Source organism: Streptococcus sp. 151470009-6, assembly GCF_053628175.1.
Genome location: NZ_JBSEZF010000005.1, coordinates 106394 through 131263 on the forward strand (window position 1 = coordinate 106394; position 24870 = coordinate 131263).

25 protein-coding genes are annotated in these 24870 nt (G+C 36.9%); 14 read left to right on the forward strand and 11 right to left on the reverse strand.

All coding sequences use genetic code 11. From position 1 onward, the window contains the following. Nucleotides 1-81 precede the first annotated feature (81 nt). From ACUW6H_RS07695 to ACUW6H_RS07710, 4 genes are all read right to left on the reverse strand, one after another. On the reverse strand, nucleotides 82-774 hold the full coding sequence (locus tag ACUW6H_RS07695) for a hypothetical protein (protein ID WP_454363632.1): 693 nt from the start codon (nucleotides 772-774) through the stop codon (nucleotides 82-84). Further along, complete coding sequence (locus tag ACUW6H_RS07700; RefSeq protein ID WP_454363634.1) at nucleotides 774-1850, reverse strand: cell division protein FtsK; 1077 nt, start codon at nucleotides 1848-1850, stop codon at nucleotides 774-776. The genes ACUW6H_RS07695 and ACUW6H_RS07700 overlap by 1 nt, the downstream gene beginning before the upstream one ends. After that, on the reverse strand, nucleotides 1850-2164 hold the full coding sequence (locus tag ACUW6H_RS07705) for a hypothetical protein (RefSeq protein WP_454363636.1): 315 nt from the start codon (nucleotides 2162-2164) through the stop codon (nucleotides 1850-1852). Before ACUW6H_RS07705 ends, ACUW6H_RS07700 begins: the two co-directional genes overlap by 1 nt. A gap of 147 nt (nucleotides 2165-2311) precedes the next feature. Then, nucleotides 2312-2743 (reverse strand): sigma-70 family RNA polymerase sigma factor, encoded by a 432-nt coding sequence (locus ACUW6H_RS07710; RefSeq protein ID WP_454363638.1) that lies wholly within the window; start codon nucleotides 2741-2743, stop codon nucleotides 2312-2314. Nucleotides 2744-3039: 296 nt separating this feature from the next. On the opposite strand from ACUW6H_RS07710, the gene ACUW6H_RS07715 reads away from it, so the two are divergent. From ACUW6H_RS07715 to ACUW6H_RS07730, 4 genes are all read left to right on the forward strand, one after another. Beyond that, on the forward strand, nucleotides 3040-4350 hold the full coding sequence (locus ACUW6H_RS07715) for a hypothetical protein (protein ID WP_454363640.1): 1311 nt from the start codon (nucleotides 3040-3042) through the stop codon (nucleotides 4348-4350). A gap of 303 nt (nucleotides 4351-4653) precedes the next feature. Then, nucleotides 4654-5046, forward strand: a complete 393-nt coding sequence (merR, locus tag ACUW6H_RS07720) for an Hg(II)-responsive transcriptional regulator (protein ID WP_454363642.1) — start codon at nucleotides 4654-4656, stop codon at nucleotides 5044-5046. A 28-nt stretch (nucleotides 5047-5074) separates the two neighbouring features. Beyond that, nucleotides 5075-6733: a mercury(II) reductase gene (merA, locus tag ACUW6H_RS07725; RefSeq protein WP_454363644.1), complete on the forward strand. Its 1659-nt coding sequence runs from the start codon at nucleotides 5075-5077 to the stop codon at nucleotides 6731-6733. Nucleotides 6734-6892: 159 nt separating this feature from the next. After that, nucleotides 6893-8215 carry an ISL3 family transposase gene (locus ACUW6H_RS07730; RefSeq protein WP_454363645.1) on the forward strand — a complete coding sequence of 441 codons (1323 nt, stop codon included), beginning with the start codon at nucleotides 6893-6895 and terminating at the stop codon, nucleotides 8213-8215. A gap of 265 nt (nucleotides 8216-8480) precedes the next feature. Here ACUW6H_RS07730 and ACUW6H_RS07735 read toward each other — a convergent pair whose 3' ends face one another. From ACUW6H_RS07735 to ACUW6H_RS07760, 6 genes are all read right to left on the reverse strand, one after another. After that, nucleotides 8481-13169: a DEAD/DEAH box helicase gene (locus ACUW6H_RS07735; protein ID WP_454363647.1), complete on the reverse strand. Its 4689-nt coding sequence runs from the start codon at nucleotides 13167-13169 to the stop codon at nucleotides 8481-8483. Nucleotides 13170-13346: 177 nt separating this feature from the next. Further along, entirely contained in the window at nucleotides 13347-14135 is a 789-nt protein-coding gene (locus ACUW6H_RS07740; RefSeq protein WP_454363649.1) for a hypothetical protein, read from the reverse strand. Nucleotides 14136-14431: 296 nt separating this feature from the next. Beyond that, the gene (gene rpmG / locus ACUW6H_RS07745; protein ID WP_001265622.1) at nucleotides 14432-14581 is read right to left on the reverse strand and encodes a 50S ribosomal protein L33; all 150 of its coding nucleotides are present in this window, start codon (nucleotides 14579-14581) and stop codon (nucleotides 14432-14434) included. A gap of 15 nt (nucleotides 14582-14596) precedes the next feature. Further along, nucleotides 14597-14779: a 50S ribosomal protein L32 gene (gene rpmF, locus ACUW6H_RS07750; RefSeq protein WP_000290417.1), complete on the reverse strand. Its 183-nt coding sequence runs from the start codon at nucleotides 14777-14779 to the stop codon at nucleotides 14597-14599. Between the two features lie 147 nt (nucleotides 14780-14926). Continuing rightward, nucleotides 14927-15127: a PTS ascorbate transporter subunit IIC gene (locus ACUW6H_RS07755; protein WP_000796544.1), complete on the reverse strand. Its 201-nt coding sequence runs from the start codon at nucleotides 15125-15127 to the stop codon at nucleotides 14927-14929. Between the two features lie 2 nt (nucleotides 15128-15129). Further along, the gene (locus ACUW6H_RS07760; RefSeq protein ID WP_454363835.1) at nucleotides 15130-16137 is read right to left on the reverse strand and encodes an SPFH domain-containing protein; all 1008 of its coding nucleotides are present in this window, start codon (nucleotides 16135-16137) and stop codon (nucleotides 15130-15132) included. A gap of 184 nt (nucleotides 16138-16321) precedes the next feature. On the opposite strand from ACUW6H_RS07760, the gene ilvD reads away from it, so the two are divergent. Next, on the forward strand, nucleotides 16322-18025 hold the full coding sequence (ilvD, locus tag ACUW6H_RS07765) for a dihydroxy-acid dehydratase (protein WP_454363837.1): 1704 nt from the start codon (nucleotides 16322-16324) through the stop codon (nucleotides 18023-18025). A gap of 168 nt (nucleotides 18026-18193) precedes the next feature. Here ilvD and ACUW6H_RS07770 read toward each other — a convergent pair whose 3' ends face one another. Next, nucleotides 18194-18535, reverse strand: a complete 342-nt coding sequence (locus ACUW6H_RS07770) for a metal-sulfur cluster assembly factor (protein WP_454363839.1) — start codon at nucleotides 18533-18535, stop codon at nucleotides 18194-18196. 124 nt (nucleotides 18536-18659) lie between these two features. On the opposite strand from ACUW6H_RS07770, the gene ACUW6H_RS07775 reads away from it, so the two are divergent. The 9 genes from ACUW6H_RS07775 to ACUW6H_RS07815 all read left to right on the forward strand — a co-directional run bounded on the left by ACUW6H_RS07775 (nucleotide 18660) and on the right by ACUW6H_RS07815 (nucleotide 24853). Next, nucleotides 18660-19511, forward strand: coding sequence for a helix-turn-helix domain-containing protein (locus ACUW6H_RS07775; RefSeq protein ID WP_096405845.1), 852 nt, complete (start codon nucleotides 18660-18662; stop codon nucleotides 19509-19511). A gap of 187 nt (nucleotides 19512-19698) precedes the next feature. Further along, complete coding sequence (locus ACUW6H_RS07780; protein ID WP_096405847.1) at nucleotides 19699-20946, forward strand: MFS transporter; 1248 nt, start codon at nucleotides 19699-19701, stop codon at nucleotides 20944-20946. 77 nt (nucleotides 20947-21023) lie between these two features. Next, nucleotides 21024-22304 carry a histidine--tRNA ligase gene (gene hisS / locus ACUW6H_RS07785; protein ID WP_454363842.1) on the forward strand — a complete coding sequence of 427 codons (1281 nt, stop codon included), beginning with the start codon at nucleotides 21024-21026 and terminating at the stop codon, nucleotides 22302-22304. A 143-nt stretch (nucleotides 22305-22447) separates the two neighbouring features. After that, a complete protein-coding gene (locus tag ACUW6H_RS07790) occupies nucleotides 22448-22651 on the forward strand; it encodes a helix-turn-helix transcriptional regulator (RefSeq protein ID WP_000916945.1) in 204 nt (67 codons plus the stop codon). Continuing rightward, nucleotides 22651-22848 carry a hypothetical protein gene (locus tag ACUW6H_RS07795; RefSeq protein WP_061587480.1) on the forward strand — a complete coding sequence of 66 codons (198 nt, stop codon included), beginning with the start codon at nucleotides 22651-22653 and terminating at the stop codon, nucleotides 22846-22848. The genes ACUW6H_RS07790 and ACUW6H_RS07795 overlap by 1 nt, the downstream gene beginning before the upstream one ends. Before the next feature lie 2 nt (nucleotides 22849-22850). Further along, a complete protein-coding gene (locus ACUW6H_RS07800; RefSeq protein WP_454363845.1) occupies nucleotides 22851-23201 on the forward strand; it encodes a PspC domain-containing protein in 351 nt (116 codons plus the stop codon). A gap of 18 nt (nucleotides 23202-23219) precedes the next feature. Then, nucleotides 23220-23954 (forward strand): DUF3169 family protein, encoded by a 735-nt coding sequence (locus ACUW6H_RS07805; protein WP_447266753.1) that lies wholly within the window; start codon nucleotides 23220-23222, stop codon nucleotides 23952-23954. Between the two features lie 9 nt (nucleotides 23955-23963). Further along, the gene (locus ACUW6H_RS07810; protein ID WP_454363847.1) at nucleotides 23964-24605 is read left to right on the forward strand and encodes a CPBP family intramembrane glutamic endopeptidase; all 642 of its coding nucleotides are present in this window, start codon (nucleotides 23964-23966) and stop codon (nucleotides 24603-24605) included. A 17-nt stretch (nucleotides 24606-24622) separates the two neighbouring features. Then, nucleotides 24623-24853, forward strand: a complete 231-nt coding sequence (locus ACUW6H_RS07815; RefSeq protein ID WP_096405856.1) for a hypothetical protein — start codon at nucleotides 24623-24625, stop codon at nucleotides 24851-24853. The last annotated feature ends 17 nt before the right edge of the window (nucleotides 24854-24870 follow it).

Consider the following 24870-nt stretch of genomic DNA (forward strand, 5'->3'; position numbering starts at 1 on the left):
TCAGATGATTTGTAGCTTAACATCATTTTCACCTATTACTAATATTTAAATGCAACAATCAAACCTTTTGATTATTGATTACTACTCTATTGGGGGCTGTCGTAGTAGCCCCAATAGGAATAAATATTTTTGGAAAATAGAGTGTGTTTGACATTCACTACGTGTGTCAAACACTCTATTTTCACTATCTTTTTGAACCTTTGTAAAACAGTCTATTTCCAATTCTCTCTGGAGATGAAAATAGAATTTAGGATTGTAATTCGAGATTTCTTCCTTAACATGTGATTCCATATTTCTAAAAATTTGCTGTGATTGCTGAGATGCAGGATATTTTAGAGCAACTATGACACTCTCATTTCGTACATCAACAATACAATTTGAGAGTGATTTATTGAAATCCCGTAAAATTTGATTTCTTTGAAAACTATTTGCAGAAGGTGATGAAGCTTCGTGTTGTATTAAAAAATAACGTAATCTCATAGTTTGTTTCACTGATTCAATATAATTAGATATTTTATCTGTTTTATACCTATCTATCAGCTCAATTATTAATAAAGTTGAAAGTAGCATAAACAGTAAAATGCCGATTAATAATAATAGCATAGAAATCAAATGTAGCTTACTTTGGATTATAGTAACTCTTTTGGAAAAAATTTCATTGTTAAGCAAAAAAATCAAGATGTGGAAAGTGAAACTTAAGACGATACTGAGAATTGCATAAATAGACAAATATCGTATTATGTTAAATGTCTTTTGATAAAAAGCCTTTTGCATTATAAAATTCCTTTTTTAGTAAAATACGTTGGGCACAGTAAAGGTAGCACCTGATAAGGATGCTCATTATCAATAATTTGAATTAATCCTGTACCTTTCCCAATAGGAATCACAATCCCTTCTGGATCCAGATCTGGAAATAAAAATTGTGTTGTTTTTTGGTTGATATTCCCAATTTGAATGAGTACATTCATTTGTTCTCGAACAGAGACCGGGATTGTGTTATGATCAAAACGCTGACTAACTAATAAAAGATGTACTCTGGTCGCTCGTCCGAGAAGTGCAACTTGGGATAAGAGGGAAAAGAAAGATTCTTTTATCGTTTTATTGACACCTTCAGAAAGCGCGAGAACTTCGTCTATTACAATAGTTAAATGTTTAAACTCTTGATCTGGATTATCATAGAGAATTTCTTGACGTTCTTGGATAAGATTCAAACATGAACTTAGATTTTCATTTATCTCTGATACAAAATCTGACTTAGATCGATTTCTTTGAGGATGGAGAACAGGAAATCCATTTTCCCGGGCCCAACGACTAGGTGTATCAAACTTAGGATCCACAATAATCAAGTCAGAAATATTTTTGAGCATAGTCATAAAATAGGTCAGAGCATAAGACTTACCAGAACCGCTGTTTCCTGCAATAGCCATCGAAGTTACTTTGTTGTAGTCAAGAGTAAGATTTTTCATGATTGGAATAAAATTCCCTTTTTGATTACCTACGAATTCTTCTAAATCAGAAATTACTAGGCGTTCAGATATACCGTTTTTCCAAGGAAAGAAGAGCCCACGCTGGACATGAATGTCATCTGTATCTAATGCCACAAAATATGCTGAATTTTGTTTAAGGAGAGTAAAACGAGGATAAAGAGCTGCATTAGCAATCAGAAAAATCTTCTGATAAAGTTCATCGTCAATGATATATCCAGCCGGTAATCGTGGGATAAATAGAAAACCATTTTGCATATTTTTTATAGTAAAAGAGTTAGTATAGCTTGTTTCTCCCTCCATAATACTGCCAAGCCCCATATTTAGGGCTTGGAGCAAATACTGAGCAAGTTCTTTAGTAGTCATTATTTGACCTCTTTAATGCCATCCGCACGGAAATAGACATTGTAGCCTACCTCACAGGCTTCTAATCCATCAAAGTCAACCATCGCTAGATAAGACGGAAGAGCAACTTCAGATTCAAATTTCACTTGAAACGGTGGCAACCCTTTTTGAGAGAACCAGGCTTTGTGACCGATAATCTCGCCAGTTGGTTGACCATCTTCAAACTTGATTTGCGGTTCAAATTCAGTACTCAAGCAATGAGTCGCTTGCTTCTGATCAACATATTGCTTAGCTGTGTTGGCGGAATAGCCATTTTTACGGTTACGTGTTTTCATAGATTTCACCATTTATCTTTCTTTTTTAATTTGAAATAATATTTTCATTTATAGTCCTGATATGGGTTTACGCTAAATCATAATTTCTTACCTCCTATCTATTAGGAGAAAAAAAGCAGGAAATTGGTAATTCCTGCAAATAATTTTTTATAAATATTTTCCTAGCTCCTCCTTCAAAAGTTTACAAGTAGCTTCATAATGATTTTTAACTGTTTTATGACTCTTGAAAGATGTTTCTTTAGCCAGCTGTAAATCAGATTTTCCATAAAGCGCTTTTCCTAAAAAGATATGAAAATCATCTTTAGGGAGTTTAGATAATGCATTAACTAGATATTCATTGCGTTCGTTGACCAGCAATTGTTCAAGTGGGTTATACGTGTTATCAGTATATAAATCTAAGAGTTCTGTATCTTTCCCTTCAGTTACAACTAATATACTTAAACTACATAAATGATTTTGTCTGTCTTTTCGTTCAAGATTAGAAAGCGTTTGATCAAGCAAATGTGATACTGTTTTCCAGTCATTCTTTTTGGCGGCCTCTAGCAGTTTAGTATTGCGACGTTCTTCAATTTTTCCCATGTTGTCTCTTTTCTAACAGTCCAAATTAGATAGAAAGAAACATTTATGAGCAAACATCGAATGCCGAAAGATGGTGATGGCACACCAAAGAAACGGCGAAACAATTCTATGCAAGATATAATCATTGTTATCATATCGTCATATCAGTTTCAATCCGTCTATTTGATGCGCATCAAAAAGAACTGTAAATTTTTGAGGTAAAACTACCTCTTATTAAAATTATAAATAGAAAAACGTGGTATAATTATGGTTAATAACAAAAAAGAAAGTCGAAAAAATACCACGTTTTTGAAAAAATGAAATTTAAGAATTGTAAAAAATACTTAATAGAGTCCGCTTCTATAAGACTTGATTGTAAGATTGATGCTATTAACAAAGAACGTCGGGAAATAGCTAATACAGAATTTTTTTTGGAATATGGGAGAAAAAATAAAAAGAAACCAAAACCTAGATATCCCATGTTATCTAACCGAGAAATTTGTCCGACTAACGCTCCGTTAATAGGACAAATTAGAAGTGGTAAAATTAATAAAAAAAATCCTTATCTATTTACTCCGACGACAATAATAGATATTTACAATAATTGTAAATTTAATCCTTGTAAATCTAGTGTAGGTTTAAGAAAAGATGAATTGCTCAGATTCCGAAAAAGTAATCTAATGTATGAATCTTATGATGAAATTTTTTTCGGAAGTTCAAAAGAGCAGCATTACTTAGACAAATTTTTCCCTACTGCGTTTGTTCTTGATATTCTATATGAAAAGTACGATGAAAATTTATGGAGATTAGTTTTAGGATACGTTCCACTGAACATAGTATTTGAAAAATTGATGATAGATGTAAATGATGTGAAGAAAATTTATCAAATACTAATTAGGGATCACTGGGAGCTTCTAATGACTGGAGTTTTTAGGTTTATTAATCGATTTTACTTGTTCCATAATGGTAATATTTTTTCGATAGACATAGAAAATTTTATTCAATACTATAACTCAAACTTTCCTGTCAAATATGAAGGTGAGAACCGATTAGCAAAAATAGAAAACGTATTAATGTCCTACTATGATGATGTTTTGAAGGATAAATTAGAAGAGTATGTAGATAAATTTATCGATGTAGAATATTATAGTTTGAATTCTATTATTTCAATACAAAGAAAAATGACAGAGATTCAAAAAGCTATAATTGATTCTGGTCGCTTGGAGTATATGGATATTTATTGTTCCCCAGAGGAAGAAATATTTTTATCAATACTTGAAGATAAAAATAAAGATGAAAAATTTTATGATGATGAAGCAAAGTTGCTTCATGCAACTAGGATAATAAATTATATAGATTGTATTCTTACGGAGTTAACGATATATCAAAGTGAAATAGAAGATAATGCCCATTGGGATGGGAACTATCTTGGATACGTTAAAAAATATGAACATGGAGAAGAAATACTCGATTATTTTCAAAATGGGAATCTGTCTTGTTTAAGAAAACTAATCAAAGAAACAGTTAAATCTTATGGAGAGTTTCATGATTTAAATAAAGAGATGTATAAAAAACAACATCCAGATAGTTATATTTCAACAGAGAGTAGAAAATTTAAACACAAATAATTTAAGATGTTTTTCGATAATAAACTATGTTGTATTATAATTTATTCAAATTATTTTGCATTGATTATGAGATTTATAAGTAACAAAGGGTCTTCGGAATATATAGTGGAATTACTTTCTTAATAGTTTAAAAACAACTGGTGTTTAAATCGGATTTTCTGGTGGGATGTTAGGATAATCAATAGTATTATATAAAAGTATCAATCACATACGAGTGATACTTTGGGAAAAAAATAAAATAGTCCAATTTACTTGACCGTGTACTATGGTACATGGTTTATAATATTCAGGGGGTGAAATAAGATGATTTATCGCATTAGTGAGTTTGCAGATAAATGTGGAGTTAATAAAGAAACAATCAGATATTACGAGCGAAAAAATTTATTACAAGAACCTCACCGAACGGAAGCTGGTTATCGGATATATTCATATGATGACGTTAAGCGTGTTGGGTTTATTAAACGAATACAGGAACTTGGTTTCTCTTTAAGCGAGATTTATAAATTACTTGGTGTTGTAGATAAAGATGAAGTTCGTTGTCAAGATATGTTCGAATTTGTTTCTAAAAAACAAAAGGAAGTGCAAAAACAAATAGAGGATTTAAAACGAATTGAAACTATGTTAGACGGCTTAAAACAACGATGTCCAGATGAAAAGAAATTACATTCGTGTCCAATAATAGAAACATTAACATGAGAGATTAATTAACGAAAGGAGCTTTTTTATGAATAAATTTAAGGTAAACATTTCAGGAATGACTTGTACGGGTTGTGAAAAACACGTAGAATCAGCACTTGAAAAGATAGGTGCTAAAAATATTAAGTCTAGTTATCGTCGCGGAGAAGCACTGTTTGAACTACCGTATGATGTAGACATTGATATCGCGAAAACAGCGATTACTGACGCACAATATCAACCGGGCGAAGCAGAAGAAATACAAGTGCAATCGGAAAAAAGGACAGATGTAAGTTTAAATGATGAAGGTAACTATGATTATGATTACATCATCATCGGTTCTGGTGGAGCTGCCTTTTCATCTGCCATTGAAGCCGTTACTTTGAACGCAAAAGTGGCTATGATTGAGCGTGGAACGGTGGGTGGAACTTGCGTTAATGTCGGATGCGTTCCTTCTAAGACCTTATTAAGAGCAGGGGAAATCAATCATCTAGCAAAAAATAATCCATTTGTGGGATTACACACTTCGGCTTCAAATGTTGATTTAGCGCCATTAGTAAAACAAAAGAATGATTTAGTAACCGAGATGCGAAATGAAAAATATGTGAATTTAATTGATGATTATGGTTTTGAATTAATAAAAGGTGAAGCAAAATTCGTAAATGAAAATACAGTTGAAGTAAATGGCAATCAAATCACAGCCAAAAGATTTTTAATAGCTACAGGTGCTTCTTCAACTGCACCTAATATTCCCGGATTAGATGAAGTAGATTATTTAACAAGCACTAGCTTATTGGAATTAAAGAAGGTTCCAAATCGTCTTACCGTAATTGGTTCAGGATATATCGGCATGGAATTAGGACAACTATTTCATAACCTCGGGTCAGAAGTCACTTTGATTCAAAGAAGCGAGCGTCTATTAAAAGAATACGATCCTGAAATTTCAGAAGCCATTACTAAGGCCTTAACAGAACAGGGAATTAATTTAGTAACAGGTGCAACCTATGAACGAGTTGAGCAAGATGGAGACATTAAAAAAGTTCATGTTGAGATAAATGGTAAAAAGCGAATTATTGAAGCAGAACAATTGCTAATTGCCACTGGAAGAAAACCAAATACAGAATCATTAAACTTACATGCAGCAGGCGTTGAAGTTGGTTCCCGTGGTGAAATTGTCATTGATGATTATCTTAAAACGACCAATTCCCGAATTTATTCAGCTGGAGATGTCACTCTCGGTCCCCAATTTGTTTATGTAGCTGCTTATGAAGGTGGACTTGCTGCTCGTAATGCAATCGGAGGACTAAATCAAAAGGTCAATTTAGAAGTGGTTCCAGGCGTTACGTTTACTTCTCCATCGATTGCAACGGTTGGTTTAACGGAGCAACAGGCAAAAGAAAAAGGATATGAAGTGAAAACATCGGTATTGCCGTTGGATGCTGTTCCAAGAGCGCTCGTTAATCGGGAAACAACAGGTGTTTTCAAATTAGTGGCAGACGCGAAAACATTGAAAGTGTTAGGGGCGCATGTAGTGGCAGAAAACGCAGGAGACGTAATTTATGCAGCAACATTAGCTGTGAAATTCGGTTTAACTGTTGGAGATCTGAGAGAAACGATGGCTCCATATCTAACAATGGCAGAAGGATTGAAGCTGGCTGTCCTAACTTTCGATAAAGATATTTCGAAATTATCTTGTTGTGCAGGCTAAGGGAACTTTTTTACAACTCCCTATTCAAGTGAACCAGCTAATGCTTTAAGGGATTTTCTAAGTGCATTTGTGGTCACAAAAATAATTTAACACTGATGATTTCGACATCAAATCTATAATTGATACCTTAACACCGCAGAGTAATAAAGGATGAATAATATGTCAGACTTATTATCCCTACCAGACATTAAAACAATAGAACTGCCACAAGAAAATGAAACCGATATGATGTTTAAAGTTGAAGCAGTCGGACCACCTGAACGTTGTCCTGAATGTGGTTTTGACAAGTTGTACAAACACAGTTCAAGAAATCAACTAATTATGGATTTGCCCATTCGTTTAAAGCGAGTGGGCTTACAATTGAACCGTAGACGATACAAGTGTCGTGAATGCGGATCTACCTTCTGGGAACGCCTAATATCTGTAGATGAAAAGCGTAGTATGACCAAAAGGCTTTTAAAGTCCATTCAAGAGCAATCCATGTCTAAGACCTTTGTAGAAGTCGCAGAAAGCGTTGGTGTTGACGAGAAAACCATTAGGAACGTTTTTAAGGACTATGTGGCACTCAAAGAACGTGAATACCAGTTTGAAACTCCTAAGTGGCTTGGGATAGACGAGATACATATTATCCGTAGACCTCGGCTTGTATTGACTAATATTGAACGCAGGACTATTTATGACATCAAGCCTAACCGTAACAAGGAAACAGTCATCCAACGTCTTTCAGAAATCAGTGACAGGACTTACATTGAGTACGTCACAATGGATATGTGGAAGCCCTACAAAGACGCAGTGAACACTATCCTTCCACAAGCTAAAGTTGTCGTAGATAAGTTTCATGTAGTTAGAATGGCTAATCAAGCCTTAGATAACGTCAGAAAGTCTTTGAAAGCCCATATGAGCCAAAAAGAAAGACGTACCCTTATGCGTGAAAGGTTTATCCTTCTAAAGCGTAAACACGATCTAAATGAACGTGAATCATTCCTCTTAGATACTTGGTTAGGTAATCTTCCTGCTTTAAAAGAAGCCTATGAACTCAAAGAAGAGTTTTACTGGATATGGGATACTCCTGATCTAGATGAAGGTCATCTTCGTTATAGTCAATGGAGACACCGTTGTATGTCCAGCAACTCTAAAGACGCATATAAAGACCTCGTGAGAGCCGTAGACAACTGGCATGTTGAAATATTCAACTACTTTGATAAAAGGCTCACTAATGCTTATACGGAGTCAATTAACAGCATTATTAGGCAGGTAGAGAGAATGGGTAGAGGTTACTCGTTTGATGCCTTACGAGCCAAAATCCTTTTCAATGAGAAGCTCCATAAAAAGCGTAAGCCACGATTTAATTCAAGTGCTTTCAATAAAGCTATGTTATACGATACTTTCAATTGGTATGAAGTGAATGATCACGACATTACAGACAACTTAGGTGTCGATTTTTCCACACTTATTAAGAATTTGGAGAAGGGTGATTTATAAGCCCTTTTCCACCATAAAATCCGAATACCCGTAACAAAAAAGCCAAGGCAATTTTTAAAATTACCTTGGCTCTTTGAAAATACTCAAAGTTTACTGATATATTTAAAATTTCTTGTATCGTTTAGTTATCCAGTTTGTACAACTATAGTCAACAAACTCGATTGGATTAGTTTTTAATAATATATTAAAAATTTTCAATGTTATAAATAGCAACTAAAAAACACAAAGTATAATATAAAAGGTTCATGAACTAAAAACCATCATTTTACTCCTCCAACTCAAATTTAGGCAAACTATTAATTAATTCAACCGTTTGAATAGATACATTGATGATTCTTAATAGCAAATTGAAGATATATTTTTCATCATCACTATAATCGTTTGGATCATCTGTAATCCCTGATTTTTTATCAGTTTTAACTTGATACTGATCCATTATCCATTCAATAGCAGAGCGTCCATTTACAACATATTCATACGTTTTTTCAGGAATATTACTAATTGTGATGTCACTGTTAAATATGATTGTAGATAGATCATTTACAGATTTTCCTTTTTCATCACGCTTTTTAGCAAATCTCATCTTGGTTACTTTATAACTTGGATTCTCTGCTGTCGTAATTCCAACTCCATCATAGACAGGAACTTCTTCATAGTTAAGATGTAAGTCCATCAATTTCTGACCAACTTCAACATACCTCTCCTTATTTTTTACAATAGGAATTCTTGCGAAGTCTTTCTTCAAATCATTAGCATACTTCTCTTGATATTCTTTAGAGTTGAGCACCCCATAAACATAAGCAAAGGTATCATCCAAATTCAATCCTATCTTATCAGCAAACTCTTGATTCATATTATCGTTATTTTGAAACAATGACGTCTCATCAACCTCATTGTCATAACGCATAAACCCTTGTCCTTTCTCTTGCAAATCTAAATTTGGTATTTGAATTGAAACTAAAGCAGAAAAATCTCTAGAAGCTCCACGACCAGTAGTGACTATAACTTTATTACTTTCACCAAATTTTTTGTACCATTGTCCTGGGCTTTCCACAACTTCATTTTGGTAATATATCCATTTTTTAGTAAAAGGTCTATACATTATTGGAATTAAATTTTGTTCATCAAATTCAATTAATTTGCATTTATCTAATAATTGCTCTAATTTTCTTGTCCATTTAACAAACGACTCATTACGGTTGATGTCAATTGTAGCACTTTTACTAAGACGTTCCACCTCGCTATTATAGTTGGTTATCAATGTTCTTGCTTTACTCAATGTGGCTTTATTATTAAAACCAATTACCCATGAGTCACGATTTGTACTTACACCGACTGCACTATTTGTAAAAATAGCTCTACTTTCTCCAGCAAGTTTAGTATATTTCTGATAATTCGGGTCTCTTTGATTGAGCCAATCGTTATTTTCATCTGGTTGAATAGTATTCCAAGTAATGTACGATATATCAGAGAAATTTTCAATAATATTTAACTTTTCCTTTTGCGATAAATAATCACCAATATCATAATAATGGAGTTCATGACTATCTGAGCCATCTTTAACCAGAATTGAAATTGCAACAGGTGTACGACTGCCCGAGCCAAAGATTTTCCCACCCTCTCTTCGAGATTGTTCTCCTAGTGTTCTCTGGTCACCACGGAGATTAAAAATATAAAGATGGTTAAACTCTTCATAAAGTCCAGCACGTAAACCATCAGCTGAATTTGTATTAAGATAGTTACCATTCGTTACAAATCCAATCACTCCTTGATTTGTAAGACGATCAGATGCCCAACGGAAGGCTTTAATATAGGAATCATAAAGACCTTTAGACAAAGTTGTACTAGATCTGGAAACATATGTTTCTTCTAGTCTTTGCTCTAATTTAGGATATGAAATATTTTTGTTGTTATCGTTAGCGTTTGTTTGTCCAATAGAATACGGTGGATTACCTATAATAGCAGTGATCGGTTTTTCTTGTTGGCGTTTCAAGCGTTTGTCATTGGTTCCAAAGAAGGTATCATCAAGAGTATCTTCTGTTTCAGTTGATTCAAAAGTATCCGTTAAGACAATCCCTTCAAATGGTACATACGGTTCATCTCCGTTAATTTCATCAAAGACAGCTTCGATATTGATAGCAGCAATGTAATAGCTCAGAAGAACAATCTCATTTGCATGCAGTTCTTGTGTATATTTTCTTAGAATGTCATCAAAGGTAATTTCACCATTATCCATCAGAGATTTCAAGTAATGCAATGTTCTAGTGATAAATGTTCCAGTTCCAGTAAATGGATCTAAAATATGAACATTTTCACTCGCTAAAGTCTTACCAAAGTGCTTTCTCAAGACTACATCGACTGATTTGACAATAAAATCAACAACTTCTACAGGAGTAAAGACGATACCTAATCTTTCTGTAGTTGATTTGAATCCTGTAGAAAAGAATTTATCGTATAGAGTAATAATGATTTTCTGCTTAGCCTGAGCGTTATCAATTCCCTCTGCACGTAGACGAACCGAATCATAAAATGGTTGCAACTCTTTCTGCTCTTTTTCAAAACCAAATTGTGATAATTCTTCTACAATTTGTTCCATCGCAGAACTTACTGGATTGTTCTTAACAAAACTGTATTCTCCAAAGAGTGCATCAAAAATTGGTAAAGTGATTAAGTGTTGCGCTAACATCTCAATCGCTTGACTTTGGTCAATTGATTCATTGATATTGTGTTGAAGGCTTTGAAGAAATTTTTCAAAAGCATATTTACTATCAGGATTTTGTTCTAAGATGAACTCAATTCCTTGAATGTGACGTCTCGCAATATCAGCAACATCTTTAGACCAATCCTCTAGATAACGTCTATCACCGACTTTTTGGACAATTTTACCATAGATTGCCCCTTCAACAGCTTCCCAGTCTAGTTCTAATTCTGTCTGATAAGCCACTGTCGGCTCTTTCACAAAACCGTCATTAAAATTAGGGTCGTCTGGTGCCGCACCCACTCCAATAACTTGGATATTTTTAGGCTTCTGTTTGTTTAATTCCAGTTTATTAATAGTTGCTTCAAAGCGTTCATCAACTGAACGCAATGCGTTTAACACTTGCCAGATAACATCGTATGTTTTATTATTGTCTAAAATTGATTCTGGCGTTGCACCCTCAGGAACTACAATAGGTAAAATAATGTAGCCATAATCTTTACCTTCAAATTTACGAATGATTCGACCGACAGCCTGAACAATATCCACTTGGGATTTTCGAGGAGACAGGAAGATAATAGCATCTAAGTTAGGAACATCAATTCCTTCTGTTAGGAAGCGAACATTTGATAAAATACGTGCGGAATCTTCTGGTATATCATCACTTGCTAACCAATCTAATGCTTCATTTTTTTCAAGGGCGTTCATACTGCCATCTACATGACGAACATTTACGGAGTATCCTTCATCACTATTAAGGTATTCATTAACAACATTTTCAAACTGAGTTGATAGTCGTTTACTATCTTCGATAGTCCGAGAGAAAGCAATAGCTCTTTTCATTGGTTCTCCAGAAACTTTATCTGCAAAACTTTCTCGTTTGATCATTCCATTCCAAACACCAATGATACGCCCCACATCATCAATATTCAATCCATTCTCTGAATCAGCAAGAGCTTTTTGCATATCTTTCTGAACAACTGTTTCATCAACTGCTAAAACCATCAGTTTATAATCAGTAAGAATATCATGACTAATAGCATCTCCAAAACCTAAACGATAGAATACACTACCATATAGGCTTTCATCATCCATACTAGAAATAACGATTGAATTTTCTTCTGCTTTTTTCTTAGCATCAGTACCATATAATTTTGGTGTTGCTGTTTGGTAAAGGCGTTTTGCCCCCTTTACATTTAGATTACTATGTACCTTCGTAAACGCTGATGCTTCATCTCCTAAAGCTTTCGCTCCAGTAGTACGGTGGGCTTCATCAGCGATAATTAAATCAAATTCTGGGAAACCGTCCTTTTGAGCTTTTCCAAGAACGTCAATTGACTGGTAAGTCCCAAAAACAACTAATAGTTCTTTTTTGGGTCTAGTCATTAATTCCAGATAATTCTCAACAACCTTTTTTGAAGAAGTTGTTGCTGGATAACCAATATCACTAGCCTTGATAGCTATATTGGACTCATCTTGCTTGACACTACCACGACTTGCGTTTCTATCGCTAGTAACTGCCATCGAAGACATGGTCATTTCTGTATCATTATTCCAACCTCTTAAAGTCTGAGTAAGAAGCTGAATACTAGGCACCAAATAAAGAATCGTATATTGTTCTTTAGACGCCTCTCTTGCCATTGCTTCGGCAATTTTTAAACTTGTAAAAGTCTTACCTGTTCCTGGAGCCATTATAAGTTGTCCACAATCATTTTCTCTAAAATAATTCAATGCAGACTGAATCGCACTCTCTTGATAATATCTTAATTTCTTTTTAGCTTTAACAGTGACTAATTCTGGTGATTCAAAGGAGAATTTTGACCAATCAATCTGAGAATTTCTAAGATCTGAAAGACCAATACGAATAACATCACTACGATCTGCTAGAGCTTTTTCAGCGTTTTTGCCCCATTTATCAGTCGAAGCAACAATAATACCTGATTCATAATAGTCTTTCCCAAGTTCCCCTAAAAAAGAATCAATATTAGACTTTTGTATTGTATGATTATAGAACTTTGCCTGAATCGCTACCAATTCACCAGTATACATTTCAGCAACTAAATCCACTCCTAGATCAACTTTGGGTATCCCAAATTCCTCTGGAACATCTGCTAGCATCCATACATTCTTAAACTCATTCTGGTATGTTGGTTCATTTTTAAAATAGGCACGTGCTAAATACTCAAAGTATGTTCCTCTATCACGTTGCGTTTCAGCAAGTTCATTAATCTGATGTACTAGGTTATCAAAAGTCATTTTATTTCTCCGTTTTGAAAGATAAACTATTATTTAAATAGTAGCCAACTAAAAGCTTACAATACTGTTTTTGTTACTATTATACCATACTTAGAAGCTTCATATTATTGCTATTTATAATCAGTAAAATAGCAACTATAAGAATAGTTGCTACAGGATTTTATGAAGAAGTTTAATTTATAGTTGAATTACCTTTAATAGTTTAGAATGGGTTATTTTCCCATTAAAAAATGATGATTTTTTCTCAATTGTAGAGATAAAAGCTATTCTTGCAAGAACGGAATTCTCCATAGAGTTATTTACGTCTAAATCTTTTTCACAAGGAATAAAATTAATATCATCTGATAAGTGATTGAAAACATTTGTTGGAATTTTTAGACTACATAGAAAATTGGTAGTTTCATCATTACGAAAAATTCTCAGATAGAAGTTGTCCCACTTATCTTGCGCTATAAACAATCTGCATTCTCCATAGTACATAACTAGGTGGTCAGATTCTTCCATTTTTCGTAACTGTAATGACCTTCTAGGCAAGTATTTTCTAATCCCGTTTTCATTTGTCAATTCGTAATTCCCATCATCATCTTCATCAACATCATCATTAGGATTCTGATTTTGAGGTAGATTTAGCACAGCTACTCTGTCTTCTAAAATACGTTCTAACATTTGTTCAGCTCTATCAGGAGCAATTTGATCATAGAATACTTTTAATTCTCGTTTTGTTGCAGAATTAAGTAAGTACTCGCAATTTTCAGTATGATGTGAGTTTGGATAAGCAGCAAGGTAAATCCCATTACTATTCTCTTTTATAGATAATCGGACTTGTTGACAGCCAGGACATAGTAGCTGATCTCTATATTTGTTTCTTGTTACTTGTTTGTTTTTATAGAATTCCTCTTCTAGTACATGAAGTTCAAGCACTTCATTGTTGTACATACAATACTGATATTTATTTGTTTCAGCCATAATTATTCCTTTCTAGTTATAAGAATGAGTATTGAATCGTAGATCTCTTAATATGAACAGTATAACAGGATAAACTAAAATAATCTAATAAACTAGCAATGATATGAACACAAAAACGCTCTAGACAATATGACTAGAGCGTTTTCTATATATCCGAACATCTAATTTATTTCACAAAAAATGTAGTCAAAAATGTAGTCATTCGGTTGATTTTTATTGCAATACATTGAAATTTGAAAATTCAAGAATCGCGTTAAATCAAGGTTTTTTCGTTTCTACTGAAACGTAATGACCTATTATTTAACTTCTGTAAACACAACGTGCTTGCGAAGTTTTGGTGAGTATTTCTTCAATTGAAGACGGTCTGGAGTGTTACGTTTGTTTTTAGAAGTAAGGTACAAGCGTTCACCAGATTCTTTGTGTTCAAGTGTGATATTTACGCGCATGGTATCTCCCTTCTATTATTCAGCTGATGCAGCTTTAGCAATCTTACGTCCTTTGTAGTATCCTTTAAGTGATACGCGGTGAGAACGTGAGTAATCTCCAGTAGTTTCGTCAAAGTTTACAGATGGAGCTGTTACTTTGTAGTGTGTACGACGTTTGTTTTTCTTCGCTTTTGACGTGCGACGTGCAGGTACTGCCATTTTGATTTCTCCTTTTAAGATATAATTCAGTTAGGTTTGATTTTCATCAACTTTAATAGTATATCAAAACTTTTTTGTAAAGTAAAGTTACTTGACAAAAAAAGATGAAAAAATTCTCCCGTCCGACCCAGCAGACAGGAGAAGGTGTTAAATATCAATCTCAAATGGTTCGTCAATGGTTTCCGATACGTATTTTCCGTCTTTCTTCCGTTGTTTGACACACTCTGTGAGGAGATATTCGATTTGCCCATTGACTGAACGAAAGTCGTCTTCTGCCCATGATGCGAGTGCAGCATATAACTTTGTTGAGAGTCGAAGGGGGATCTGCTTTTTTTTAGCTTCAGCCATCTTTAGTAAAGACTTCCTGCGTTGACAATTGGTTGTGCATCATGATTACCACAGAGAACGACTAGGAGATTTGAAACCATGGCAGCTTTTCGTTCTTCGTCAAGTTCTACCAACTCTCCTTCATTGAGACGTTCTAGTGCCATTTCAACCATTCCTACAGCGCCGTCTACAATCATCTTACGGGCATCAATAATGGCAGATGCTTGTTGACGTTGAAGCATGACAGCAGCAATTTCTGGAGCGTAAGCTAGGTAAGTAATACGTGCCTCAAGGATTTCCAAGCCAGCATCTTCTACGCGACTTTGGATTTCTTCACGAATACGGTTAGCTACAATTTCGCTAGAGCCACGGAGACTTCCTTCATCTGCTTGTCCATCCCCTGTAGTATCTACATTAGGAGACACATCGTAAGGATAGATGCGGACAATATTACGAAGGGCGCTATCACACTGCAAAGAGAGGTATTCCTTGTAGTTATCCACGTTGAAGACTGCTTTGGCTGTATCGACAACTCTCCAAGTTACCGCGATTCCGATTTCTACAGGATTTCCTAGACAATCATTGATTTTTTGGCGAGAATTGCTCAAGGTCATAACTTTGAGGGAAATCTGTTTCTTGCCAATTTCAAGATTTACATCATTGCCATTTGATGATTTCATCCCTGAAAAAGGAGATTTCGTGCTAACGTCCCCACTTTGTCCAAGTCGAGTGTGGTTTGCAGGGTTAACTGCTATGCTGAAGGGATTGACAAAGTAAAAACCAGGTTCTTTGATGGTACCTGTATAGTTACCAAAGAGTGTCAGAACCAGAGCTTCCTGAGGTTTGACAACTTTTAAACCAGCATGAGCTAGGCCTGCAATTAAGCTTAATAAAAGTCCGATAATAATTCCAAAAACGTTTTCCGAACCAGCACCCATTATAAATATAAAGATACCAAGTACGAGTGTCAACTCAATGAGAATCAATGCGAATACACCATTTGGTTTTGAATTGATGAGTTTTTCAGTCATAAGAATGACCTCCTGCTATATGATATCTAAATGATATCACTTTAATTTATAAAGTCAAGAAATAAATGTAACATTTTTAAAGAAAATATTGCTGTATAGAATTTTCTGAAAATTCAAGAATTTTCTTCTGTTCATTGCCTTTAAAATGTGCTATAATAGTAAAAACTGAAATGGGAGGGATAAGATGACAGAATTAGATACACGTCACCGCAGTAGCGTTTATGACAGCATGGTTAAATCACCAAACCGTGCCATGCTTCGTGCGACTGGAATGACAGATAAGGACTTTGAAACACCGATTGTGGGAGTGATTTCAACTTGGGCGGAAAATACACCATGTAACATTCACTTGCATGATTTCGGGAAATTGGCTAAAGAAGGTGTCAAATCTGCGGGCGCTTGGCCGGTACAGTTTGGAACCATTACCGTAGCGGACGGGATTGCCATGGGAACGCCTGGGATGCGTTTTTCTCTAACATCTCGTGACATCATCGCGGACTCAATCGAGGCGGCGATGGGGGGGCATAATGTGGATGCCTTTGTGGCTATCGGTGGCTGTGACAAGAATATGCCTGGTTCCATGATTGCCATTGCCAACATGAATATCCCAGCTATTTTCGCCTATGGGGGAACTATTGCACCGGGTAATCTTGATGGAAAAGACATCGATTTGGTTTCTGTATTTGAAGGAATCGGTAAGTGGAACCACGGTGACATGACAGCTGAGGACGTGAAGCGTCTCGAATGCAATGCCTGCCCTGGCCCTGGTGGCTGTGGTGGTATGTACACGGCTAATACCATGGCGACTGCTATCGAAGTTCTCGGTATGAGTTTGCCAGGATCTTCATCTCATCCAGCTGAATCAGCTGACAAGAAAGAAGATATCGAAGCAGCAGGACGAGCTGTTGTCAAGATGCTGGAGCTTGGCCTCAAACCATCAGATATCTTGACTCGTGAAGCCTTTGAAGATGCCATTACAGTAACCATGGCTCTCGGTGGGTCAACCAATGCCACTCTTCACTTGCTTGCCATTGCCCATGCGGCTAATGTTGACTTGTCACTTGAGGACTTCAATACGATCCAAGAACGTGTGCCTCACTTGGCTGACTTGAAACCATCTGGTCAGTATGTCTTCCAAGACCTCTACGAAGTCGGTGGTGTGCCTGCTGTTATGAAATACCTCTTGGCGAATGGTTTCCTCCACGGAGACCGCATTACATGTACTGGTAAGACAGTCGCTGAAAACTTGGCTGACTTTGCAGACCTCACACCAGGTCAAAAAGTCATCATGCCACTTGAAAATCCAAAACGTGCAGATGGTCCTCTTATCATCTTGAACGGGAACCTTGCCCCTGATGGCGCGGTTGCTAAAGTATCAGGTGTTAAAGTGCGTCGCCACGTTGGACCAGCTAAGGTCTTTGACTCAGAAGAAGATGCTATCCAGGCTGTCTTGACAGACGAAATCGTTGATGGCGATGTTGTCGTTGTGCGTTTTGTTGGACCTAAGGGTGGTCCTGGTATGCCTGAGATGTTATCACTTTCATCCATGATCGTTGGTAAAGGTCAAGGAGACAAGGTTGCCCTCTTGACAGACGGACGTTTCTCTGGTGGTACTTATGGTCTGGTTGTCGGACATATTGCCCCTGAAGCTCAGGATGGTGGACCAATTGCCTATCTTCGTACAGGAGATATCGTTACTGTTGACCAAGATACCAAAGAAATTTCCATGGCCGTATCCGAAGAAGAACTTGAAAAACGCAAGGCAGAAACAACCTTGCCACCACTTTACAGCCGTGGTGTCCTCGGTAAATACGCCCATATCGTATCATCTGCTTCACGCGGAGCCGTGACAGACTTCTGGAATATGGACAAGTCAGGTAAAAAATAAACTCATACTCTTCGAAAATCAAATTCAAACCACGTCAACGTCGCCTTGCCGTACTCAAGTACAGCCTGCGGCTAGTTTCCTAGTTTGCTCTTTGATTTTCATTGAGTATCAAAAAGCAAGCCATTTTGGCTTGCTTTTTTTCATCTTCTTCAAAAGTGATTTGCCTGCTTAACGAGGTGGCAGTCCAAGGGCAATACGGCCGTAGCGACTGATTCGTGTGATCTTCCAGGCAGGCGACCAGGTAACTTCAACCTTGACATCTTCGATACCCTCTATTTGTTTCAGACCTGCCACGATTTCGATAGGCAGGCTTTCGGCGCAATCGCAGGCAGTATCAGTGAAGGTCATGACAATCTTGCAGAGACCCGTTTCGTCCAGATTGATTTCATAAATTAGTCCTAGATTGTAAACATCCAATTCCACATCTGTATCAAAAACCTTCTCTAGTTTTTCGATAATTTGGTCTTGTAAGGCCAAAGCGCGTTCATTGATTTTGATATCGTCTCTCATAACAGTCCCTCCACGTGATAAATATCCTCTATTTTCTCATAATTCTGACAATTTGGCAAGTTTTTGATGAATTTTCTGAAAAAATATGATAACATAAATAAAACACCGAATTAAGGAGAAGTCTATGGAGCAGATTGGAAAGGTCTTTAGACAATTACGAGAGTCAAGAAATATCTCGCTGAGACAAGCAACTGGGGGACAATTTTCTCCGTCTATGTTGTCCCGATTTGAAACAGGTCAGAGTGAGCTTTCGGTGGAAAAGTTTCTGTTTGCCCTAGAAAATATATCTGCCAGTGTAGAGGAAATCCTCTTTCTGGCGAGAGGTTTTCAGTATGATGCAGATTCTGAGTTGAGAAAAGAAATCACAGATATCTTGGATCCAAAGAACATAGCACCTCTCGAGGACTTGTATCGCAAGGAGTATCAAAAGTATGCTAATTCTCAAAACAAACAGAAACATATTCTAAATGCCATTATGATCAAGTCTTATATGAAGAGCATGGATGAAACGGTAGAGTTAACAACAGAGGAAGGGGAAGTCCTTCATGATTACCTATTTTCTACCGAGATTTGGGGGAACTATGAACTCAATTTGTTCTCAGTTAGTTCCCCACTCTTATCTGTCTCTCTTTTTACTAGATATGTACGAGAAATGGTCCGAAAATCTGATTTTCTAACGGAAATGAAGGGAAATCGGCACCTATTTCACACCATGCTACTGAATGGTTTTTTAGCCAGCATTGAATGTGAAGAATTTACCAATGCCTATTATTTTAAACGTGTTATCGAAGAGCATTTCTACAAGGAAAACGAGACCTATTTCCGAATTGTCTATTTGTGGGCAGAAGGTCTCCTTGATAGCAAGCAGGGCAGAGTCAAGGAAGGTCAGAAAAAGATGGAGGATGCTGTCCATATTTTTGAGATGCTTGGCTGTAACAAATCTGCCGAATACTATAGAAAAACGACTGATGCTTGAATATCTGCAAGGTAAGAAAATAATTTAAAATTTGAAGCGATAGAACTCTTGATCTCTCTCAGGCCATTAAAGAAGTTCTATCGTTTTTTATTTGTTGCATATATTCAAAAGTTTTCCCTTTCAATTTCTAAGTGCTATACTATAGTCATACTTCATATAGGGATTAGAACAAGAAGGGAGATTACCTATGAAACTATTGTTTAGAAATCAAGCTTATCGACTCTTGACTTTGTCGCGCTTCTTCAATGCCTTTGGTGCTTCGATTTTTAACCTGGTATTTATCGTTTATGCATCGACCTTGCCACAAGCCTCTTTTGCTGTTGCTATGGCGAATATTGTCATGATTCTTCCGACTCTCTTTACAGTTTTTGTAGGGATTCGGGCAGATTATACGAGGGACAAGGTCAAATGGATGGTCTATAGCGGTTTGTTTCAGGCGGTTTTATTTTTTCTAGCAGCCCTAGTTGTTCAGCAAGCTAGTCTCTTTGCCTTTTCTAGCCTGTGTTTGATCAATGTCATCAGTGATGTGATCAGTGATTTTGCTGGTGGTTTGCGCATGCCTCTCGTTAAGGAAAAAGTAGCTGAAGAGGATCTGATGGAAGCTTATTCTTTTTCCCAGTTTATCACATATATTTCAGCTATTGGTGGTCAAGCTTTTGGAGTTTGGCTCTTAGGTCTATCGGTCAACAATTTTTCCCTTGTTGCGGGAATCAATGCCTGCTTTTTCCTAGTATCAGCCTTTATTCTCTTTTTAGGAAAAAGCAAATTGAGTCTGTCAATGTCATCTGCTGATGGTGAAAACCTAAAAAATGAGAAGCTTTCTATCAAAGACCAGTTCCTAACAATTTACCGAAATTTACGTCTCGTTTTTCTTAAAGGTGGACAGAAAAACTTTGGTTTCATGATCTTTGCTGTCTTGCTTATTAATGCCTTGGGTGGGGCTTTAGGAAGCATCTATAACATCTTCTTTTTGAGCCATTCTCTCTTGAATTTTTCTTACACAGAGGCACTATTTATCAATCAATTCTGTGTTTTAGTAGCAATCATCATCAGTAGCCTTACGGGCAATGATTATTTTGGGAAGCAGTCTTTGCCTAGATTGATGATGTGGGCGACCGTAGGACTCAGTCTAATTGGTCTAGCTAATGTATTCAATCAAGTCGTACTTGCTTTACTATTTCTCTTTTCAACTCTGTATGTGTCTGGTAAAGTTCAACCAAAGATTAGTGCCATGCTCATGAAAAATCTAGCTCCAGATGTTCTAGCTCGTACCAGTAATTTTTTAGGTTTATTGTTTACCTTATCCATACCTGTGGGAACAGCTTGTTTTTCACTTATAGCTGTATGGAATATACAGTTGACTTGGATGCTATTTGTTGGTCTTTCCTTGCTAGCTATTCTTTTGACAGTTATTAATCTCAAAAATGATATCTAAATCCTAATTTTTTTCTCACTGTTTTAATCCCTCTATTTATGGTAAAATAATACTATTAAGTTAAAAGAGGATACCCTATGAAATTACAAAAACCAAAAGGAACGCAGGATATTTTGCCTGCTGAGTCTGCCAAATGGCAGTACGTTGAGGGCTTTGCCCGTGAAATTTTCAAGCGCTATAACTATGCAGAAGTGCGTACGCCTATTTTTGAGCATTACGAGGTCATCAGCCGTTCTGTCGGGGACACAACCGATATCGTAACCAAGGAAATGTACGATTTCTATGATAAGGGTGACCGCCATATCACCCTCCGTCCAGAAGGAACTGCGCCCGTTGTCCGTTCCTATGTGGAAAATAAACTCTTCGCACCAGAAGTGCAAAAGCCAAGTAAGTTCTATTACATGGGACCTATGTTCCGTTATGAGCGTCCGCAAGCAGGTCGTTTGCGTCAGTTCCACCAGATCGGTGTTGAGTGTTTTGGCTCAAGCAATCCAGCTACCGATGTGGAAACCATCGCTATGGCAGCCCATTTCTTGAAAGAAATCGGCATTAAAGGTGTGAAATTGCATCTCAACACTCTTGGAAATCCTGAGAGCCGTGCGGCCTATCGTCAAGCCTTGATCGACTATTTGACACCGCTCAAGGAGACCTTGTCTAAGGATAGCCAACGTCGCTTGGAGGAAAATCCTCTTCGTGTCTTGGACTCTAAGGAGAAAGAAGACAAGGTGGCTGTAGAGAATGCGCCGTCTATTTTGGACTTCCTTGATGAAGAAAGCCAAGCTCACTTTGATGCTGTGCGTCAGATGTTGGAAAATCTTGGAGTAGACTATATCATCGATACCAATATGGTGCGTGGTCTGGACTACTACAACCACACGATTTTCGAGTTTATCACTGAGATTGAGGGCAATGACCTGACGGTCTGTGCAGGTGGTCGCTACGATGGCTTGGTTGCTTATTTTGGAGGCCCTGAAACTGCTGGATTTGGTTTTGGACTTGGTGTAGAGCGCCTGCTCCTCATCCTTGAAAAGCAAGGTGTGGCTCTCCCTATCGAAAACGCCTTAGATGTCTATATCGCAGTCTTGGGAGAAGGAGCAAATGTCAAGGCTTTGGAGTTGGTACAAGCCCTTCGCCAACAAGGTTTCAAAGCAGAGCGTGATTACCTCAACCGGAAGCTCAAAGCTCAGTTCAAGTCAGCCGATGTTTTTGCTGCTAAGACCCTCATCACTCTCGGAGAGAGCGAAGTCGAAAGCGGACAAGTGACAGTTAAGAACAACCAAACCCGAGAAGAAGTTCAAGTGTCACTTGATGCTGTCAGCCAAAACTTTTCAGAAGTATTTGAAAAACTAGGTTTTTAATAGTAGAAAAACTGGTCAGGATCTTATTCCTGACCTTTTTCTTTTGCAAAATGACAAAAATGTTAAACTTTTTGACAAAAATACTTGTCAAAAATAAAACGATATGTTACAATGAGTTCAAGTTAAGAGTAAAGGAGAAAGATATGCTGAAAAATCGTTTAAAAGAGCTTCGAGCTCGCGATGGTCTCAATCAAACCGAACTTGCCAAACTAGCTGGCGTGTCCAGGCAAACTATCAGCTTGCTTGAGCGGGATGAGTACACGCCATCCATCGTCATTGCCCTTAAGATTGCTCAGATATTCAATGAACCAGTCGAGTCGGTATTTCGCTTAGAGGAGGACGAGTGATGAACAAGTATAAAGTGATTTATTATGTAGTTGCCATAGTTCTATTAGTCAGTGTGTTTTTACTGATTGGGATGGACTTAGGCTGGTTTAATCCCTATCAAAGTGACCAATTTATTTGGGTTTACTTTGCTCTCATCCCAGTAGTTGACTGGATTGAAAAGAAATCAAAAAATTTAGCAAGTGAAAAAGGAGAATGAATATGAAAGAGTTTTTAGCGGGTTTTCAAGTCGATACTGAACACAAAGAACTTGCCGGTGTTTGTGCAGGTTTAGCAAATTATTTTAACATTCAAGCCAATATCGTTCGTTTGGTGACAGTCTTGTTATTTCTCTCTTCGACAGAGATTGGGATTATAACAGTAACTCTCTATGCCTATCTAGCAGGTTGGCTTGGGAATGAACCCTTGGGAGATGGAGCAAAAAAAGCTAGAAATCAAGCTATTATCTTACTTGCTGTTTGTTTGATTTTGATATCACTTGGAACAGAAGGCTTAACAGCTATTTATGAATCAGGGAAAGCATTTGGTCAGTGGTTAGTTGGATTGGTTTAGTTTAGAAAGAGGTTGAATATGAAAAAGAAACGTGAATTGTTATTTTTAATGGCTTTGATCTTGGGAGGCTTCTTGGGCATGCTTGCAGGGATGTTTAAGGCCTATACCGAAAACTATGGAAGCATTTTAGATGTCAAAACCGTGATTCCATGGATATCATCTATTTGTTTACTGTTAGGTTTCATTAGTATGTTTTTGACTTTCGATTTCTTAAAGAAAAGCAGAAAATTTCACTCCTTGTATCAAGAGGAAATGGATGATGATCTGAATGAAACCTATTATGTACAAATGTATCGTAATCTCGAGTTTGGAACTATTGCTTTTAATAGTGCAAGCGTAGCGATTTTTTTGGCTCTATTCATTTCAGGAAGTGAAGTAATTGTACTAAATGTAAGCCACCTAACCTTATCTCTTTCTTTTTTGGCATTAGTGATGATTTTCAGTGCTCAAAAATCTCTCTATAAGACCATTGCGATTGTTCGTCAGTTTGATTTGGAATTTTTCTCTACACCAAAGGATGTTTTGGACTACGTAAACTCCTATGATGAAGGGGAGCGTCAGGCTAATTTGGAACAAAGTTTTCGAATTTTATTCCAATTAAATCAGTATGTCTTACCAGGTCTCTATTTTTTGATTGATATCTTTTCTTTATTGACAGGAGAGATTCAGCTGCTAGCCTTCTTGCTTGTAGGAGCTATCCATGTTTATATCAATGTGATGCAGTTACCTATGGTAAAACGCTATTTCAAATAGGAGATCTTTATGAAAATACTTAAAAATCTTGGCTGGTTTCTTCTAGCTGTTCTATCATTTTTCTTTGGTTATGGTCTGGTTCAGAGTATGGCGTTGTCAGCTCTTGGACTAGGGGCTTCAATCTATGGAGTTTTGCCACTTTATATCGCCCTGTCAGGGGCCTATGTTTATGGAGTTTACAAGTGGTATCAGACAGAAAAGGTTAGCATCCAGACGACTGCTTTTAATCGTTATATCTGGTTGCCTACCCTGGTTTTGCTAGTGGCGATTACAGCCCAGTTCTTTTTGCCAGATGATCCGTCGGTCAATCAACAAATCGTATCACAACTGACAGTTGCTCAGCCTGTCTTTGGTTTCTTTATGGTGGTAGTCTTTGCTCCTCTGACGGAAGAACTCATCTTTAGAGGAATCTTGGCGCGCTATCTCTTTCCTAAGCAGGACAATAGCAAACAGACAGCTCTGTTTCTCCTTGTATCGAGTGTGCTCTTTGCCTTGATTCATTTTCCAGGGACTTTGCAACAGTTTTTAGTCTATGCTAGTCTGGGATTGAGTTTGGGTCTGGCTTATGTGAGTCGAAAAGGCCTTCTTTACAGCATTTCTTTACACGCCTTGAATAATTTAATCGGCTTTTTGATGATACTCATGCTATAATAGAGTCAGGAGGTCACATGAAACGAGTAATTTTATTAGCAGTGATACAGGCAGTCGTTCTCTTCTTTATTATCGGGGGGCTTGCCTATGCCTTTAAAGGCGATTTCTTCTACAACAATCTAGCAGTGATTTTTGCACCTATTGCAGGAATCATGCGCTTTGCGACGGCCTATGCAACAGCGATTGTTCTGCCTAAAAAAGCGGCTGAAATCGCAGAAAAACGCAAAGAAGGTCAAGAATCAAAATAAGAAAATCCGATGGCGTC